This is a genomic window from Micromonospora sp. LOL_023, from assembly GCF_048060115.1.
Classification (GTDB): domain Bacteria; phylum Actinomycetota; class Actinomycetes; order Mycobacteriales; family Micromonosporaceae; genus Micromonospora_E.
In genome coordinates this window covers 73,565-89,088 of the sequence record NZ_JBHMIM010000004.1, presented here as the reverse complement: position 1 = coordinate 89,088, position 15,524 = coordinate 73,565, and the positions used below count along the sequence as shown (strand labels likewise).

Below are 15,524 nucleotides of genomic sequence, written 5' to 3'. Positions count from 1 at the left end.
GCAGGACGAAGGACTGATATTCTAGTATCGCCGGGACGAGGGTCGCGGCGCGCCACATGGAGGGGGATGGCCCGCAATGGTCAAGAAGGTCCTCACCTGGGGCGGAATCGCGTTCTTGATTTTCTTCGTCGCGTTCCGGCCCGACTCAGCGGCCGACGTCTTCAAGTCGGTGGGCGGCGGCATCGTCGACGTGGCACAAGGGTTCGGCGACTTCTTCACCAGCCTCGTGGCTTAGTCGTCCATGGGCAACCCCTCTGAGCCCCCCGATGCAGACGACGACGAAGCCGCTCGTCGGCGACGTCAGCGTGACACTGAACCGATTCCGCGGGTTCGCCCAGAGGACGGTCCGCACTTCGGTGACGGGCCGTCCTACTCCGCCGGTTCGTCCTATTCGGACGGTCCGGCGTACTCCGGCGATGCCGGCTACGGCGGCGGCACCAGACGGGTGCACGAAGAGCCGATCATCAGCTACTCGCCGCCCGACATCTCCGCCGACGAGATCGCCGGTCTGCAAGGCGACGGGGCCGGCCTGCCGAGACAGCCCCGCCGGGTCCTGCCGCTGGAGGACGAGCCGACTCCGCTGGTCGCCCGGTATCTCTTCCCGACCGAGCGTTACCGGGGCGAGTGGAAGCGACACTGGATCCACCTGTTCACCCCGTTGCTGGTCGGTGTGGTCGCCACCTTCGTCCTCGGCTACCTCTCCGGCTTCCTGGCCGGGCAGGACGTCGGCGGGTTGACCACCGTCGCCGTGCTGATCTGGCTCGGCGTGCTCGGCTGGGTCGGCTGGAAGATCGCCGACTGGTGGTTCGACCGCTTCATCCTCACCAACAAACGGGTGATGGTCGTCAACGGCATCATCACCCGCAACGTGGCCATGATGCCGTTGCTGCGGGTCACCGACATGAAGTACGGGCAGTCGCCGCTCGGCCGTTTCCTCAACTACGGCACATTCATCCTCGAGTCCGCCGGCCAGGAGCAGGCGTTGCGGGAGGTCAAGAACCTGCCCAACCCGAACGAGCTCTACCTGCGCGTCGTCGAGGAGATGTACGAGCCGCAGGCGGTGGAGGCGCGGCTGAGCAAGGACGAAGCCGCAGCCAAGGCGGACGACGGCGGCTGATGGCCGACGCGACGATCGCGGTCCGGTCGTATCGTGTCGAGTGACGGGGGAGGCTGCCGGTGACGTCCAGAGACTCCGTGGAGGAGGAGTTCCACGAGTTCGTCGCGTCCCGGTCCGGTGCGTTGCTGCGGACCGCGTACCTGCTCGCCGGTGACTGGGCGACGGCCGAGGACCTGCTGCAGACCGCGTTGACCAAGACCTACCTGGCCTGGAAACGCCTCGGTCAGATAGAGGCGGTCGAGCCGTACGCCCGTCGGGTGCTCGTCAACACGGCAACCAGCTGGTGGCGTCGGCGATGGCATGGTGAACGCCCCACCGAGACGCTGCCGGAACGGGCCGGGCCGGATCTGATCCAGGAGCATCTCGAGCGTGACGTCCTCTGGCGGCACGTCAAGGCTCTGCCCGCGCGGCAGCGCGCCGTGCTGGTGCTGCGGTTCTACGAGGACCTTTCCGAGGCGCAGACCGCCGCGCTGCTCGACATCTCACCGGGCACGGTCAAGAGTCAGACCTCGCGGGCACTCGGCACGCTGCGCAAACGCCTGGTCGCGGAGGGCCTGACTCCGGCGGCCGTCTCGGAGGCCCCGATCCCGATGCGGGTCCAACTGCCGGCTGGTCACCAGGCGCAGGTCCCAGCAGTCGGCGGCGGCACCCCGACCGCGATACCGGCACCGGTTGCGCAGCCGCCGGCTGGCGGCGAGTCCGCCGCCCCTGTCACCCCCGGCCCGGTGCTGCCCGGTCAGCCGCTGCCGGCGGCCAGACTGCCGGGCGGCTGCATCCTGCCGCTTCCCGCCTACGCGAGCAGCGGTGCGGTAGAACGGTGACTCATCTCTTTGGACCGCCGAGCGGCGGTTCCTTCAGGCCGACCAGCGACAACCATCCGACGGTACGGCGGCGTTCACCTGTCGTGGCCACCGAAGACCTTGAGCGAGCGTTGCGGGACTGCCTGGTGGACCGGGCCGGCAATGCGCCGAGGACCGCCGACCTGGCGGGGCGGGCGATCCGGCGGGCCCGGCGGATCCGGCGGACCCGCACCGGTGGCGTCGCGGTGCTGGCCGGGTGTCTGCTGGCGAGCGCAGGCATCGCCGGTGGCCAACTGCTGCTGTCCCCGTCCGCCACCACCACCGCGCTGCTCGCCGAGCCGGCGCCCTCGGCCGGCTCGGCGCTGACCTCGAGCGGCCCGGCGGCACCCGCCGCACCACTACCGTTCAGCGGCGAGCTGCAGCGCGAACCGATGGCGGCGGTGCAGTTGCCCCCGGTCGACATCGTGCTGGCCGGCGAGTTGCGCACCACCGAAGGCCAACGGGTGAGCCTCGACCCGCTCGTCGACGTGGCGCAGGCGATCCGGATGTCGGGCGGTTGGCTGGTGGTGACCGAACCGTCCACCGATGGCGATGCCGGGGTCTGGTTCGTGACGACCGACGCGTCGCCGAAAGCGGTGCTGCCCGGTGTCGACGCGGTCGCGGTCGACGAGGCCGGGGCCCGCATCGCCTGGCGTCGCGGTACGGAAGTCGCGGTGGCGTCGGTGGTCAGCGGTGAACTCACCGGCACCACGACCAGCCCGGTACCAGAGCGGAGCAGCCCCATCGGGTTCGCCGGCGACGCCGTGCTGATGGCGCGCGACCGCGCCGACCGCACCCGTGGGTACAGCGTCTGGCGGCCGGAACAGGGGGAGTTCCAGCCGATCTGGAGCGACACCACCAGCGCGGTGTACGGGACGCTGCCGGACGGCTCGACGGTGGTCGCCCAGATCAGCGACGCGTCCGGTCGGCCCTGCCTGGCCCTGCTGGACGTGCGACACGACTTCACCGTGACCAGGACCGCGTGCATGTTGCCGCTGACCGGCGACGGCCGTGGGGCGGTGTCCGCCGACGGCCGCTGGCTGATGATCAACGGGGTCGCGGACGCCCGGTCGGCCAGCGAGTCAGAGTTGGCGCTGCTGGTCGATCTGCAGCGGGTCTTCGACGGCCAGGCCGGCGCGGTGCGGGAGGCCGGTCAACGGATCACCGGCACCACCGTCTGGGTGGACCCCGCGACGGTGGTGCACGCGTCCGGCCTCGACCAGGTGGTCAGGATCGACGTCGACCGGATCAGCAACGACCGGGGTGGCGCCGTGGAGCAGCTCAAACTCCCGGTGTCGACGTCGTCCGACACGCAGCCGGTGCTGGTCGCCGGGGTGACGGACCGCCGGTGACGGACACATCCACCGGGATCGACCTGCATGCCCACTCGACCGCCAGCGACGGCACCCTGGGGCCGGCGGAGCTGGTCCAGGCAGCCGCGACAGCCGGGCTGCGGGTCGTGGCGCTCACCGACCACGACACGACGGCGGGCTGGGCGGCGGCGGCAGCCGCCCGGCCGACCGGGCTGACCCTGATCCGGGGCACCGAGATCTCCTGCCGCTGGTACGGGGCTGAGCCCGCCGTACCGTTGCATCTGCTCGGCTACCTGTTCGACCCGACGGACCGGGCGTTGCGGGCCGAGCTCGACCGGGTCCGGGCCGCGCGGACCGTACGCGGCGAACGCACGGTCGACCTGCTGCGCGCCGACGGCATCGACGTCACCTGGGCGGAGGTCCTCGGGTACGCGGCCGGCGGCAGCGTCGGCCGGCCACACATCGCCCAGGCGCTCATCCGCGCCGGCCTGGTCGCCGACACCACCGAGGCGTTCGCCCCGCGCTGGCTCGGCGAGCGCTACCGGCTACCCAAGGACGACGTCGACGTGTTCGCCGCAGTCAAGCTGGTCCGCGACGCCGGCGGGGTCACCGTCTTCGCCCACCCACGGGCCAGCCGACGCGGCCGGATCGTGCCGGACTCGCTGATCGTCGAGCTCGCTGCGGCCGGGCTGACCGGTCTGGAGGCCGACCACACCGACCACAGCCCGGCCGAGCGGGCACACGTGCACCGGCTCGCCGCCGAGCTGGACCTGGTCGCGACCGGCTCCTCCGACTTCCACGGCAGCCACAAGACGGTCCAACTCGGTGCCTGGACGACCGGTGTCGAGGCGTACGAACGGTTGGTCGCCGCGGCGTCGGGCGTACCGCCGATCTGACCCTGGCCGTCGATCCGCCGCCGGCTAGGTCGAGGATCCGCAGCCCACTAGGTTGAGCGGGTGAACCTCAAGCTGTTCGGCGAGGTCTTCGTGACCTTGTTCGTGATCACCGATCCACCCGGCATGGTGCCGATCTTCCTCGCTCTCACCGGCGCGTTGCCGGTGCGGCAACGCCGTCGGGCCGCCTGGCAGGCCGTGGCGTTGGCCCTCGGGGTGATCGTGGTATTCGCGGTGGCCGGGCAGACGCTGCTCGCGTACCTGCACATCGAGTTGCCGGCGTTGCAGGCCGCCGGTGGCCTGCTGCTCATCCTGGTCGCACTCGAACTGCTGACCGGCAAGGCCGACGACCCCGGTCAGCAGTCGACGTCGAACATCGCTCTGGTCCCACTGGGCACCCCGTTGCTCGCCGGGCCGGGCGCGATCGTGGCGACCATGCTGTTCGTCCAGCGGGCCGACGCCACCGCCGACTACGTGGCGATCGCGGTCGGCATCGTCTCGGTCATGCTGGTGGTCTGGTTGACGCTGCACTTCTCCGGCTTCATCGTCAAGGTGCTCAGGCCCGGCGGCATCGAGGTGCTGACCCGGATCGCCGGGCTGCTGCTCGCCGCGATCGCGGTCCAGTTGATCGCCGACGCGGTGGCAGCGTTCGTCCGTTCCTATGTGGCCGCCGGTTGACCGGTGGACGTGCCGTGGCAGGATCGGTCTCGTGCCAAGCTCCTCCTCCCCAGCTGGCCAGCGGCGTCCCGGTGCTGCCCGGCCCACCCCGGCCGCCGAGCAGCTCGGCTTCGCGGGCATGCCCGAGCGGTTGTTCGTCTGCACGCCGAGCAAGCTCGCGGCGTTCACCGACTGCCCGCGTCGCTACCGCTACACCTACCTGGACCGGCCGGCGCCGCCCAAGGGCCCGCCGTGGGCGCACAACTCGCTGGGCGCGAGCGTGCACACCGCGTTGCGTGGCTGGTTCAGCCGGCCCGCTGAGCAACGCCGTCCCGAGGGGGTCGCTGCCCTGCTCAAGAGTGCCTGGGTCCGCGAGGGCTACCGCGACGACGAGCAGGAGCGCACCGCGTACCAGCAGGCGCTGCAGTGGTTGGAAGCGTATCTCGGCTCACTCGACCCGACGGTCGAACCACTCGGCGTCGAGCGGGTGGTCGCGGCGAAGACGTCGGTGCTGGCCTTCAACGGCCGGGCCGACCGGATCGACGCGCGGTCGGGTCCGGACGGAGCCGAGGCGGTGATCGTCGACTACAAGACCGGCCGTGCCGGCCTGACCACGGACGACGCCCGTGGTTCACTGGCCTTGGCGCTGTACGCGTACGCCGCCCAGCGGGTGTTTCGCCGGCCGTGCCGTCGGGTCGAGCTGCACCACCTGCCGAGCGGCACGGTGAGCGCCTTCGAACACACCGCGGAGTCGCTCGACCGGCAGGTGGCACGGGCCGAGGCGACGGCGCGGGACATCGGCGCGGCGCAGCGGTCGACCGCCGACGGCGCCGACCCGGACGACGCGTTCCCGACCGCCCCGGGGACGTTGTGCGGCTGGTGTGACTTCCGCCGGGTCTGCCCGGCCGGCGGCCAGCAGCCCGAGCAGCAGCCGTGGGCCGCGGTGGAGCGGCTGCTCAACGGCGCGCCGCAGCCCCGTACCCCGCCGCAGTGACCGGCGGGTCGTCGGCCGGCGCGCGTGTACCGGATGGTTGGTCGGCACCGCTGGCCCGGGCCCGCGCCGCCTTGCGGATCGGACCATCCACGAGGTCACGGGGTACGGCGCGCAGCGCCAGCCGTAGCCCGCGTGCCGACAGCCCGGCACAGACGTCGGTCGCCGGCAGGCCCAGCCCGCCGTACATCCGCCGGGCCCAGGCCGGCAGCAGGCCGATGGCGGTGGCCGCGAGACCGAGGTACGCCAGCCGGGGTGGCCCGAAGCCGATGGCGACCCGCCACGGCAGGCTGAGCTGCGCCGGCACCGGTGGCGCGGTGAGGAAAAGGGCGGTGTCGGCGGCGTCGCGGGTCACCCGCAGCTGCGGGCGGACCGCCCGGTAGTACTCGGCGATCTCGGTCGCGCTGCCGGGGACGGTGCCGGGGTCGAGACCGACCAGCGCCGCGCTGTGCCGCTGCTCGGCGTAGTAGCGGTCCACCTCGTCCGGGGTCAGGGCGAGGCCGGCCCGGGTCGCGGTGTCCAGGAACGACTCCACGCCGGCGACATGGACCCAGCGCAGCAGATCGGGGTCGTCCAGGCGGAACTCGGCGCCGGTGGCCGGGTCGGTCGCCCGCAGCCGGGCATGCAGCCGGCGGATCCGCGCGGCGGCCGTCTGCGCCTGCGTGGTGGTGCCCCACACCGTGGTGGCCACGTAGGTGGAGGTGCGCATCAGCCGGCCGAACGCATCGGCCCGGTAGTTCGAGTTCTGCGCCACGCCCGCTATCGCCAGCGGATGCAGCGCCTGCAGATAGAGGCTGCGTAGGCCGGCGAGGACGAGGATCGGCTCGTCGTGCACCCGCCAGGTGACCGAACCGGGCCCGAACAGCCCGACATCGTCGGCGTCGGTGCCGGTCATCAGGCGGAGCCCTGCTGGCAACTGGGGCACAACCCCCAGAAGGTGACCTCCGCCTCGTCGATGACGAAGCCGTGGCGGGCGCTGGGCTCCAGGCACGGCGCGGTGCCGACGGCGCAGTCGACATCGCCGACCGCCCCGCAGCCGCGGCAGACGACATGATGATGGTTGTCGCCGGTGCGGGCCTCGTATCGCGTGGAGCCGCCAGCGGGCTCGATCCGGCGGGCCAGGCCAGCCTGGGTCAACGCGTGGAGTACGTCGTACACCGCCTGGGTGGAGACCGCGCCGATCCGGTCGCGTACCCGCCGGGCGATCTCGTCCACCCCGAGGTGGCCGCCCTGGGCGAGCACGTCCAGCACGGCGAGCCGCGGCCGGGTGACCCGCAGGCCCCGACTGCGCAGTTCCTCCTCGGCGGGCATTCTCCCATCGAAACACGCAGGTCGGCCGGGTACAAGGCGGGCGGCGGATCGAGCCCCGGCTATCGCGTCGGCGCCCATCGTCCGGATCGGCGGTCCGGTCCGGTCAGAACAGCACCCGGGAGCAGAGCAGACAGGTCAGGATGATCATGATCGCCGCCGCGATCATGCCGACGCCGTACGTCACCGTGCGGGCGTTACGCTCCTCGCCGTCGACGGCGGCGAGGTCCTGTGGTGGCAGGGATCCCGGCGGGGCCGGGTTGACGACCAGCGGTGGCCGCCAGCCCGGTGGCGGTGGCGTCCCGACCGGGGGGCCGGTATAGCTCGGCCCGGCTCGGCCCGGCCCGGCGAATTCCGGCCCGGCCCGGCCGCCGTCGGGCTCCGGCGTCGCCGGATCGGGCCGTCGCCAGTACAGGTCGTCGGCGCCGCCGTCATCTGTGGTCACGACCGACGACGCTACCAACGCGGCGGACGGGTAGCCTGGGGGCCGTGCGGGAAGTGGACGCCTTCCGGCCGGACGGCCGGCACGACGACGATCGCGTCGTCGACCTCAGCGACGACGCTCCGCTGCTGCCGGGGCAGACCAGCGACGACACCGATCGGGGCTGGGGGGACCATGCCGATTCGAACGACGCGTGGTTGCTGGCCGAGCGCCCACCGCACTGGGGCTGAGCACGCGCTGCGGGAGCCCACCGCCGCCGCACCTAGGCGGAGAGCGTGGGTGCCGGCAACGTCAGCTGCCGGTGGACCCGGCTCCCGCCGGCGCCTTGCTGCCGCTGGCGGACCCACCGGAGCTGGCAGACCCGCCGGAGGTCGACCCGGCACCGGCGGAGCCGCCGGAGCTTGCGGCGTTCGAGGTCGTCCCGCCACCGGTCGAGCCGCCGGTCGCGGCGTCCTTCTTCTCCGTCGCCGGCTTGTCCGCCGCCGAGCCGCCGTTGGCCGGGATCTTGCCCTCACCGCTGCGCGAGTCGGTCCGGTAGAACCCGGAGCCCTTGAAGACGATGCCCACCGAGTTGAAAACCTTGCGCAGCCGGCCCTCGCACGACGGGCACTCACTCAAGGGCTCGTCGGTGAAGGCCTGCACCGCCTCGATCTGGTGTCCGCACGCGGTGCAGGCGTACTGGTACGTAGGCACGGTCTCCTCCGAACTTGGCCGGGTGTCTGGCACTCAACCCACTCGAGTGCCAATGGTGCGTCATCGGACCCCGCTTCGTCCAGCGGAGGGAGGCACTACTCACCACGTCGCCCGATCGTCGCGGTGGTCGCCGAGCCAGCGCAGCCCGGCCGGAGTGAGCACCGCGGTCACCGGACGGTCGTGCGCCTGCGCCGGCAGGTCCGGTAGTACCTCGCCGTCGTGGACGAGCGCGACGACCGGAACGCCGGGGTGGACGCGGGCCAGCGCCCGGTCGTACGAACCGCCGCCGCGCCCCAGCCGTACCCCTTGAAGATCGACAGCCAGCGCCGGGACCACGACCAGGTCCGCGTCGGCGATCGCCGCTGGGCCGAGCCGTCGGCCGGTCGGCTCCCGCAGCCCGGCCGCGCCGCGGGACAACAACTGCCCCGCGTCGCCGCAGCGGGTGAGCCCGGCGTCGTCGAGCCGGGCCCAGCCCAGGTCTCGGTCGGGCAACAGGATCGGCAGCAGCACCCTGTCCGGCCCGCCGACCAGGTCAGCGAGTCGCTGCGGCAGGTCGCTGCCACCCGGCTCGGTGCCGATCGGCGCATAGCCGGCGACCAGCAGGGGAGCGCACCAGTCGATGAATCGGTACAGCCCGGCCACGATGCGCTCGTTGGCCGCAGCTACCTGATCGGTGGTCAGTTTGCGTCGACGCGCCAGAATGTCGGTACGGAGTCTGGCCTTGATCGATGCATCGGCGTTCGCTCCATCGGGAAAATCCGACACTCAACACTCCTGGTGGCAACAGCTGCGGACCATCCGAGTTGTGTCAGCATCGCACCAACAGGTGCAAATTCTCTGGGGGAAGCGTGACCCTGCGCGGACGGTTGACCACCGCTTTCCTCCTGGTCGTGCTCGGACCGGTTCTCCTCGGGGCGTTCTTCGTCGGGGCCACGGTAGCCGCCGTCGAGCAGAGCCGGTCGATGGAACGTCTCGATCTGGCAACAGTCAGCATCCGTACGTCGATCAACGCCCTGTGCACCCAACTGGAGGCGGCCGCCGGTGCGGTCGCGGTGATTCCCGACCGGGTGCAGGCCGACGCCGCCGCATCCCAGGTGGTGGCCCGTGGGCTGGCCTCCGTCATCCAGGTCACCGGTCCGGACGGTGCCCCGGTCGCGGTCACCGGGGATCTGCCACCGCTGCCCTGGCTCGGTTGCACCACCGACGGGTCCGATGAGGCGGACAGGGCGGCGGCGGACGGCGGACCGGCAGACGGATCGGCCGTGCCTCAGCCGCCGCCGGCCGGGCAGCCCGGCGCACGGTCGGCAGCCGACCCGCCGGCCGTCGCGGCGCACGTCGAGATCCGCGACGCCGACGGCGCGTTGGTCGGCCGGGTCTCCGCCGCGAAGCTGCTGGACGCCGCCTTCGTGACCAGACTCGCCGCCGCCAGTGGCGTCGCGGTCACCCTGTTCGGTGACACCGCCGCGACCGCGGTGGTACACAGCACCGAACCACTGTCGGTACGCGACAGTGTGGTGTCGGTCGCCCGCGGGCTGGCCGCCGGTCAGACCGAGTCGACCGACAGCGGCCGGTACGTCCGGCGAGTCGGAGCCGGCCACGGTCAGCCACTGCCGCTGGCCGTGTCGACGCCACGCGACCAGCTGTCCGGGCTGTACGCGGTGCTGGTGGCCACGGTGGTTCTGGCTGGACTGCTCGCGGTCGTCGTGGCCTGGTGGCTGGCCCGTTCGACCACCCAGCCGTTGGCCGAACTCGCCGACGCGGCCGGCCGAGTGGTGAACGGCGACCTGACCGCCCGGGTGCCGGTGCGTGGATCCGACGAGGTGAGCGAGCTGGCCACCATCTTCAACCGGATGACGCGCGAGTCGCACGCCTACGTACAAGCGCTCACCGCGAGCCGGGACCAGCTGCGGGGGCAGTTGACGATTCTGGGCGACACACTGTCGAGTACGCACGACCTGCAACGGATCCTGCGGGTGATCCTGCAGACCGCATTGGCCGCTACCGGGGCACGCGACGGCGCGGTACTGGTGCTCGATCCAGTGGCCGGTGTCCTGGTCGGCCAGTCGTCGGAGCAGCACGCCGCCCCAACCGGGCCGTCGAGCGCCGGGCCGGCCGGGCTGGCGTCGTTCCCCGCCGGCAGCACCCCGGCCACCCCGGCCACCCCGGCCACCCCGGCGAGCCCGGAGAGCCCGGCCGGCGCGGTCGGCGCCCTGCAGGTCCCGATCGGCAGTGGACTGCTCGGCACCGTCGCGTTGAGCGGGCAACCGAGGCGGGGGCGGATCGACCGCGACGGTCCCGCACTGTCGGCGTACGAGCCGGCCTGCCGCACCTACGTGGCGGTGCCGTTCTCCGTACCGAACTGGAGCGACGACGTCGGTGCCGCGTACGCCGCCGATCCGGCCGAGTCGGGCCAACCCGGCACCGGCCGTCAGCCACCCGGGACCAGCCGGCGGCACGCGGCCACCCCGGCCGCGTTCGGGGTGCTGGCGGTCTACGACCGGCTCGGCGGCGACGAGTTCGACGACGCCGACCTGATCACGCTGCGTACCTTCGCCGGGCACGCGGCGGTCGCCGTCAACAACGTACGGATGCACAAGGAGGCGGAGCGCCTGTCGGTGACCGACCCGCTCACCGGATTGTGGAACTACCGGCACCTGCGGGAGTCGATCCATCGGGAGATCGAGCGGGCCGCCCGGTTCGGCCGGATGCTCGCCGTACTCGCGCTCGACCTGGACCGGTTCAAGGACATCAACGACACGTACGGGCACGCGGCGGGTGACACCGTACTGGTGGAGTTCGCCCGGCGGGTCCGGGCGGAGATCCGGGAAGTCGACCTGGCGTTCCGTCAGGGCGGCGAGGAGTTCGTCGTGCTGCTGCCGGAGACCGACGTTCGGGGCGCGGCCATCGTCGCCGAGCGGCTCTGCGCCGCGGTCCGCGACAGCCCGATCCGGGTCGAGCCGCATCTCGGTTCCGGCCGGCGAGCGCCCGCCCCGGTCTCGGTGACCGTATCGATCGGGATGGCCGTCTACCCGGATCACGCCATCGGCGGGGAGGAGGTGCTCGACGCGGCCGACGACGCGCTGTACGCGGCAAAAGCCGCTGGCCGCGACACATTCCGGGTCGCCAGCAGGGTGGCCGGGCTGGCCGCCAAGGTGCCGGCCGCCGGTCCCGAGGCCAGCCCGGAGGACGGACTCGCCCCGGGCGGCGGCGCGTCTTTTGGGCCACACCCGCCGAGACAGAGCCGTGGCCGATAGTCTCGCGGCATGTCGGAGCATGCAGCCACCCCAGCAACGACCCCCACCGCAGGCGCGCCGCAACGCGCGGTGAAGGCGGTCATCCCCGCCGCCGGGCTCGCCACCCGGTTCCTGCCCGCCACGAAGGCCGTTCCCAAGGAACTGCTGCCGCTGGTCGACCGCCCCGTCCTGCAGTACATCGTCGAAGAGGCTGCGGCCGCCGGCATCGACGACGTGCTGCTGATCACCGGCCGCGGCAAGACCTCGATGGTCGACCACTTCGACCGGCAGCCGTACCTGGAGGGCCGGCTCGCGGACAAGGGCGACCAGGCGCGGCTCGATGCCGTCCGCCGACCGAGTGAACTCGCCGACATCTACACCTGCCGTCAGCACGAGCCGCTCGGCCTCGGTCACGCGGTGGGCTGCGCGCAGAGCCACATCGGCGACCAGCCGTTCGCGGTGCTGCTCGGCGACGAGTTCGTCGACGAGGAGGACCCGCTGCTGCCAGCCATGATCGATCTGCAGGCCCGGGCCGGTGGGATCGTGCTGGCCTTCATGGAGGTGCCGCCGGCCGAAACCAAGCGGTACGGCATCGCCTCGGTCGAACCCGCCGACGAATCCGTGCAGAACGGTGCCGAGATCGTCCGGGTGACCGGGCTGGTGGAGAAGCCCTCCGCCGAGGAGGCCCCGAGCAACCTCGCGGTGCTCGGCCGCTACGTGCTGCCGGCCAGCATCTTCGAGGCGATCAATCGGACGAAGCCGGGTAGCGGCGGCGAGATCCAGTTGACCGACGCGATGGCGACGCTGCTGGCCGAGGGCACCCCGGTGCACGGCATCGTCTACCGGGGAACCCGCTACGACACCGGTGCCCCGCTCGGCTACCTGCAGGCCGTGGTGCAGATCGCCTGCCAGCGGGAAGGACTCGGCGACGAGTTCCGCGCCTGGCTCAAGGAGTTCGTCGCCGATGGGCCCGGGGTGCCCACTACATGACCGCGACGGCCGGTGCCGAGGCGGCCTTCAACGAGTTGACGCCGCTCGCCGACTACCTGGGCAGCGTGCTGCGCAGGATTCGGCCGCTGCCGCCGCTCGACCTCGACCTCACCCAGGCCCACGGCAACCTGCTGGCCGAGGATGTCGTGGCGCCGCACGCCTTCCCGGCGTTCGACCAGGCCGCCATCGATGGCTACGCGGCCCGCTGGGACGACATCGCACCGGCCGGCCGGGGCAGCAAGGCGATTCCGGTCAGCCGGTCGTCGTCGCTGCCACCCCGGTCGGTGCGGCTCAACGTCGTCGGTGATCTGGGGGCGGCGAGTTGGCGTCCGGTCCGGCTCACCCCGGGTACCTGCTTCTCGGTGGCCGCCGGCGCGCCACTGCCGATCACCGCCGACGTGGTGGTGCCGATCGACTGGACCGACCAGGGCATGGCGGCGGTGGAGATCTTCCAGGTGCCCCGGCGCGGCTTCGGGCTGCGCCGGGCCGGCGACGAGCTGCCCGCCGGGTCGGTGCTGGCCAGCGCCGGCTCCTACGTGACACCGGCGATGGTGGCGGTCTTCGCCGCCACCGGTATCGGGCACGTGGTGGTGCGGCCGAGCCCGCGGGTGGTGATCGTGGCCACCGGCGACGAACTGGTGGACGTGGGCCGTAGCAGCCAACCGGGGCAGGTGGTCGACGCGAACTCACACGCGCTCACCGCGGCGGTTGCCGAGGTGGGCGCGCTCGCGTACCGGGTGGGCATCTGCGACGACGATCCGGAGGGGCTGCGGGGGCTGCTCGAGGATCAGGCGATGCGCGCGGACGTCATCATCACCACCGGTGGCACCGGCACCGGGCCGGGAGACATGGTCCGGCGGATCTTCTCGCGGCGCGAGGGCGGCCGTGCGGGGCCGGTCGAGTTCACCGACGTCGCGCTCTATCCCGGGACGGCCTTGGGATTCGGTACGGTCGGAGCCGAGGAGGTGCCCGTGGTCTGCCTGCCCGGCGAGCCCGGTTCGGCGTTGATCGGGTTCGAGGTGTTGGCCCGGCCGGTGATTCAGCTGCTGGCCGGTGCGGAGCCGGTGTTCCGACCGAGTGTGCGCGCCCACCTGCTGGAGACCGTCTCGTCGCCTGGCGGACTGCGGGAGTTCCGGCCGGCGCACGTGGCCGAGCGGCGCGGCGGCGGCTACACGGTGCAGCCGCTGCCCGGCGGCCCGTTCACGCTGTCCGGGCTGGCCGAGGCGAACGGGCTGCTGGTGCTCGGTGAGCGGGTGACCGCCGCGGCGGCCGGGTCCACCGTCGACGTTCTGTTGCTGGACCGGCAACGATGATGGGCGACGGTGTGCTGGGCTGGCCGGTGGTGCTGTCCGACGGGCCGGTGCGGCTGCGGCCGTACCGCCGCGGTGACGCCGCCGACTGGTCGGCGGTGCGCCGGCGCAACGAGCAGTGGCTGGCGCCGTGGGAGTCGGCCCCGCCGGGCCCGTGGTACGAGCTGAACTCGCCGGACGCGTTCCGCTATCTCTACCGCGACCAGCGGCGTCAGGCGCGGCGCGGGGAGAGCCTGCCGTTCGCCGTCTGTCTGGTCGAGTCGGGTGTGGAGCGGCTCGTCGGCCATCTGAACATCGGCAACATCGTGCGCCGGGCGTTCTGCTCCGGCTATGCCGGCTACTGGGTGGACTCGGCGGTGGCCGGCCGGGGAGTGATTCCGACGGCGTTGTCGCTGGCAGTCGACCACGCGTTCGCCGTCGCCGGGTTGCACCGAATCGAGATCAACATTCGTCCCGAGAACGCTCCGTCACGGCGAGTAGTGGAAAAGCTGGGTTTCCGTGAGGAGGCCTACCACCATCGGTACATGCACATAGCCGGTGCCTGGCGCGACCACATCGGATACGCCCTGACCAGTGAAGAAGTCCTGGTAGAGGGTGGACTGCTGGCCCGCTGGCGGCGGCTGCAGGCCACTCGTCGTTGAGCACAACCACCGGTAGCGCCTCGGCGCGGCGTACAAAGATCCTGGTCGGACGCCCGTAACCTCAAGTGACGAGAAGGTACGGCAACCGATCAAGCCTTCATGTTCCGCGTGCGGGTCGCTGGTTGCCTCGGGTTGACGGGAGGGGTGAGGGTGCCGACCTCGGTGCTCCTCGCCGTCCTCGCCGCCGCCGGGCTGCTCGCCCTCGCTCCGGCGTTGGTACGCCGGTACGACGCTACCGAGCGCCTGGTGGCGGAGCGGGCGCAGTCGACGGCGCGGGTGCTGCAACGCCGCCGCCGTCGCCGCACCGTGCCCGGAAGGCACCCGGTGAATCCGCCACCGGGCCGCCGGCTCACCGTGCGGGCCGGGGCCGGTTCGGATGGTGGTACGGCGTCGGCGGCCGAAGCGTTCAATGACCCGTCCGCACCGGTCTCGGCGCTGCCCGCCTCTGCCGTGCCGACCTCCGCGGTCCCTTCCTCCGGCGGTCCGGCCGGCGGCCGGCGGTCCGGCCGGCTGCGACTCGTCCCCGCCGCCGCTGGGCGACGTCGTCGACCGCCAGCTCGCCGGCACACCCCGGCGGTGGTCCACCGGCGTCGGGTGTTCGCCGCGCTGCTGCTGCTGAACCTGGTCGAGCTGATCGGCGTGGTGGTGGTCGGCCCCGGATTCTGGATCAGCTTCGTGGTCACCGGGCTGCTGCTCGCCGCGTACCTGGTGCACCTGCGCAACCGGGCGGTCGCCGAGCGGCGTCGCCGCCGGCTGCGGGCCCGGGAGGCCGCCTGGCTGGCCGACCGGCAGGCCGAGGTACGCCGGGAGCAGGCCCGCCGGGCCGCCGCCCGCCGCGAGCAGCAGCGCCGGTTGGCCGCCCAGCGGGAGGTGGTGCGCCGGGCCGCGATGGGTCTGGACCGCCCCCGGGACCTGCCGGCGGCGGCCAGCGGCGGCGGGGTGGCCGGTTCGGTCTCCTACCGCCGCACGGGTGGCCTGCGCGGTCGGCCGTACGAAGCCGGCCGCAGCTACGACACCCCCCGATCCTGACCCCACCTCCACCCCGGCTCTTCCCCGACGATCTTGCAGTTATCGATCGCTTTTGTCGCGATTGTCCA

The 15,524-nt window shown here is 72.4% G+C and carries 18 protein-coding genes; 13 read left to right on the top strand and 5 right to left on the bottom strand.

The genetic code is table 11. The features are described from left to right. The first annotated feature begins 76 nt into the window (after positions 1-76). From ACFHVL_RS03650 to ACFHVL_RS03620, 7 genes are all read left to right on the top strand, one after another. A complete protein-coding gene (locus tag ACFHVL_RS03650) occupies positions 77-235 on the top strand; it encodes a hypothetical protein (protein ID WP_326549541.1) in 159 nt (52 codons plus the stop codon). Between the two features lie 6 nt (positions 236-241). Then, the gene (locus tag ACFHVL_RS03645; protein WP_416625509.1) at positions 242-1,117 is read left to right on the top strand and encodes a PH domain-containing protein; all 876 of its coding nucleotides are present in this window, start codon (positions 242-244) and stop codon (positions 1,115-1,117) included. Between the two features lie 59 nt (positions 1,118-1,176). Further along, positions 1,177-1,938, top strand: coding sequence for a SigE family RNA polymerase sigma factor (locus ACFHVL_RS03640; RefSeq protein WP_416625508.1), 762 nt, complete (start codon positions 1,177-1,179; stop codon positions 1,936-1,938). Positions 1,939-2,021: 83 nt separating this feature from the next. Continuing rightward, on the top strand, positions 2,022-3,308 hold the full coding sequence (locus ACFHVL_RS03635; RefSeq protein WP_416625506.1) for a hypothetical protein: 1,287 nt from the start codon (positions 2,022-2,024) through the stop codon (positions 3,306-3,308). After that, entirely contained in the window at positions 3,305-4,165 is an 861-nt protein-coding gene (locus ACFHVL_RS03630; RefSeq protein ID WP_416625504.1) for a PHP domain-containing protein, read from the top strand. Before ACFHVL_RS03635 ends, ACFHVL_RS03630 begins: the two co-directional genes overlap by 4 nt. Before the next feature lie 60 nt (positions 4,166-4,225). Then, complete coding sequence (locus ACFHVL_RS03625; protein ID WP_416625502.1) at positions 4,226-4,840, top strand: MarC family protein; 615 nt, start codon at positions 4,226-4,228, stop codon at positions 4,838-4,840. A 118-nt stretch (positions 4,841-4,958) separates the two neighbouring features. After that, positions 4,959-5,813: a PD-(D/E)XK nuclease family protein gene (locus ACFHVL_RS03620; protein ID WP_416625675.1), complete on the top strand. Its 855-nt coding sequence runs from the start codon at positions 4,959-4,961 to the stop codon at positions 5,811-5,813. Here ACFHVL_RS03620 and ACFHVL_RS03615 read toward each other — a convergent pair. The 3 genes from ACFHVL_RS03615 to ACFHVL_RS03605 form a co-directional block, all read right to left on the bottom strand. Continuing rightward, the gene (locus ACFHVL_RS03615; protein WP_416625501.1) at positions 5,776-6,705 is read right to left on the bottom strand and encodes an oxygenase MpaB family protein; all 930 of its coding nucleotides are present in this window, start codon (positions 6,703-6,705) and stop codon (positions 5,776-5,778) included. The two genes, ACFHVL_RS03620 and ACFHVL_RS03615, sit on opposite strands and share 38 nt — an antisense overlap. Next, positions 6,705-7,121, bottom strand: coding sequence for a Fur family transcriptional regulator (locus ACFHVL_RS03610; RefSeq protein ID WP_416625499.1), 417 nt, complete (start codon positions 7,119-7,121; stop codon positions 6,705-6,707). The genes ACFHVL_RS03615 and ACFHVL_RS03610 overlap by 1 nt, the downstream gene beginning before the upstream one ends. Before the next feature lie 103 nt (positions 7,122-7,224). Continuing rightward, positions 7,225-7,563: a translation initiation factor 2 gene (locus ACFHVL_RS03605; protein WP_416625497.1), complete on the bottom strand. Its 339-nt coding sequence runs from the start codon at positions 7,561-7,563 to the stop codon at positions 7,225-7,227. Positions 7,564-7,607: 44 nt separating this feature from the next. Between ACFHVL_RS03605 and ACFHVL_RS03600 the strand changes: the two genes are divergently transcribed. Further along, entirely contained in the window at positions 7,608-7,790 is a 183-nt protein-coding gene (locus tag ACFHVL_RS03600; protein WP_416625496.1) for a hypothetical protein, read from the top strand. A gap of 61 nt (positions 7,791-7,851) precedes the next feature. Here the strand turns inward: ACFHVL_RS03600 and ACFHVL_RS03595 are convergent, their stop codons facing one another. Both ACFHVL_RS03595 and ACFHVL_RS03590 read right to left on the bottom strand, forming a co-directional pair. Further along, positions 7,852-8,253 (bottom strand): FmdB family zinc ribbon protein, encoded by a 402-nt coding sequence (locus tag ACFHVL_RS03595; RefSeq protein ID WP_416625494.1) that lies wholly within the window; start codon positions 8,251-8,253, stop codon positions 7,852-7,854. A 99-nt stretch (positions 8,254-8,352) separates the two neighbouring features. Beyond that, entirely contained in the window at positions 8,353-9,018 is a 666-nt protein-coding gene (locus tag ACFHVL_RS03590) for a 5-formyltetrahydrofolate cyclo-ligase (protein WP_416625492.1), read from the bottom strand. A gap of 83 nt (positions 9,019-9,101) precedes the next feature. Here ACFHVL_RS03590 and ACFHVL_RS03585 point away from each other — a divergent pair, with 83 nt between their 5' ends. The 5 genes from ACFHVL_RS03585 (at position 9,102) to ACFHVL_RS03565 (ending at position 15,456) form a co-directional block, all read left to right on the top strand. Then, positions 9,102-11,507 (top strand): diguanylate cyclase, encoded by a 2,406-nt coding sequence (locus ACFHVL_RS03585; protein WP_416625490.1) that lies wholly within the window; start codon positions 9,102-9,104, stop codon positions 11,505-11,507. A gap of 9 nt (positions 11,508-11,516) precedes the next feature. Further along, positions 11,517-12,476, top strand: coding sequence for a UTP--glucose-1-phosphate uridylyltransferase (locus ACFHVL_RS03580; protein WP_416625489.1), 960 nt, complete (start codon positions 11,517-11,519; stop codon positions 12,474-12,476). Continuing rightward, positions 12,473-13,789: a gephyrin-like molybdotransferase Glp gene (gene glp, locus ACFHVL_RS03575; RefSeq protein WP_416625487.1), complete on the top strand. Its 1,317-nt coding sequence runs from the start codon at positions 12,473-12,475 to the stop codon at positions 13,787-13,789. Before ACFHVL_RS03580 ends, glp begins: the two co-directional genes overlap by 4 nt. Then, positions 13,786-14,427, top strand: a complete 642-nt coding sequence (locus ACFHVL_RS03570) for a GNAT family N-acetyltransferase (RefSeq protein WP_416625485.1) — start codon at positions 13,786-13,788, stop codon at positions 14,425-14,427. Before glp ends, ACFHVL_RS03570 begins: the two co-directional genes overlap by 4 nt. Before the next feature lie 150 nt (positions 14,428-14,577). Beyond that, a complete protein-coding gene (locus ACFHVL_RS03565; RefSeq protein WP_416625483.1) occupies positions 14,578-15,456 on the top strand; it encodes a hypothetical protein in 879 nt (292 codons plus the stop codon). Positions 15,457-15,524 lie beyond the last annotated feature (68 nt).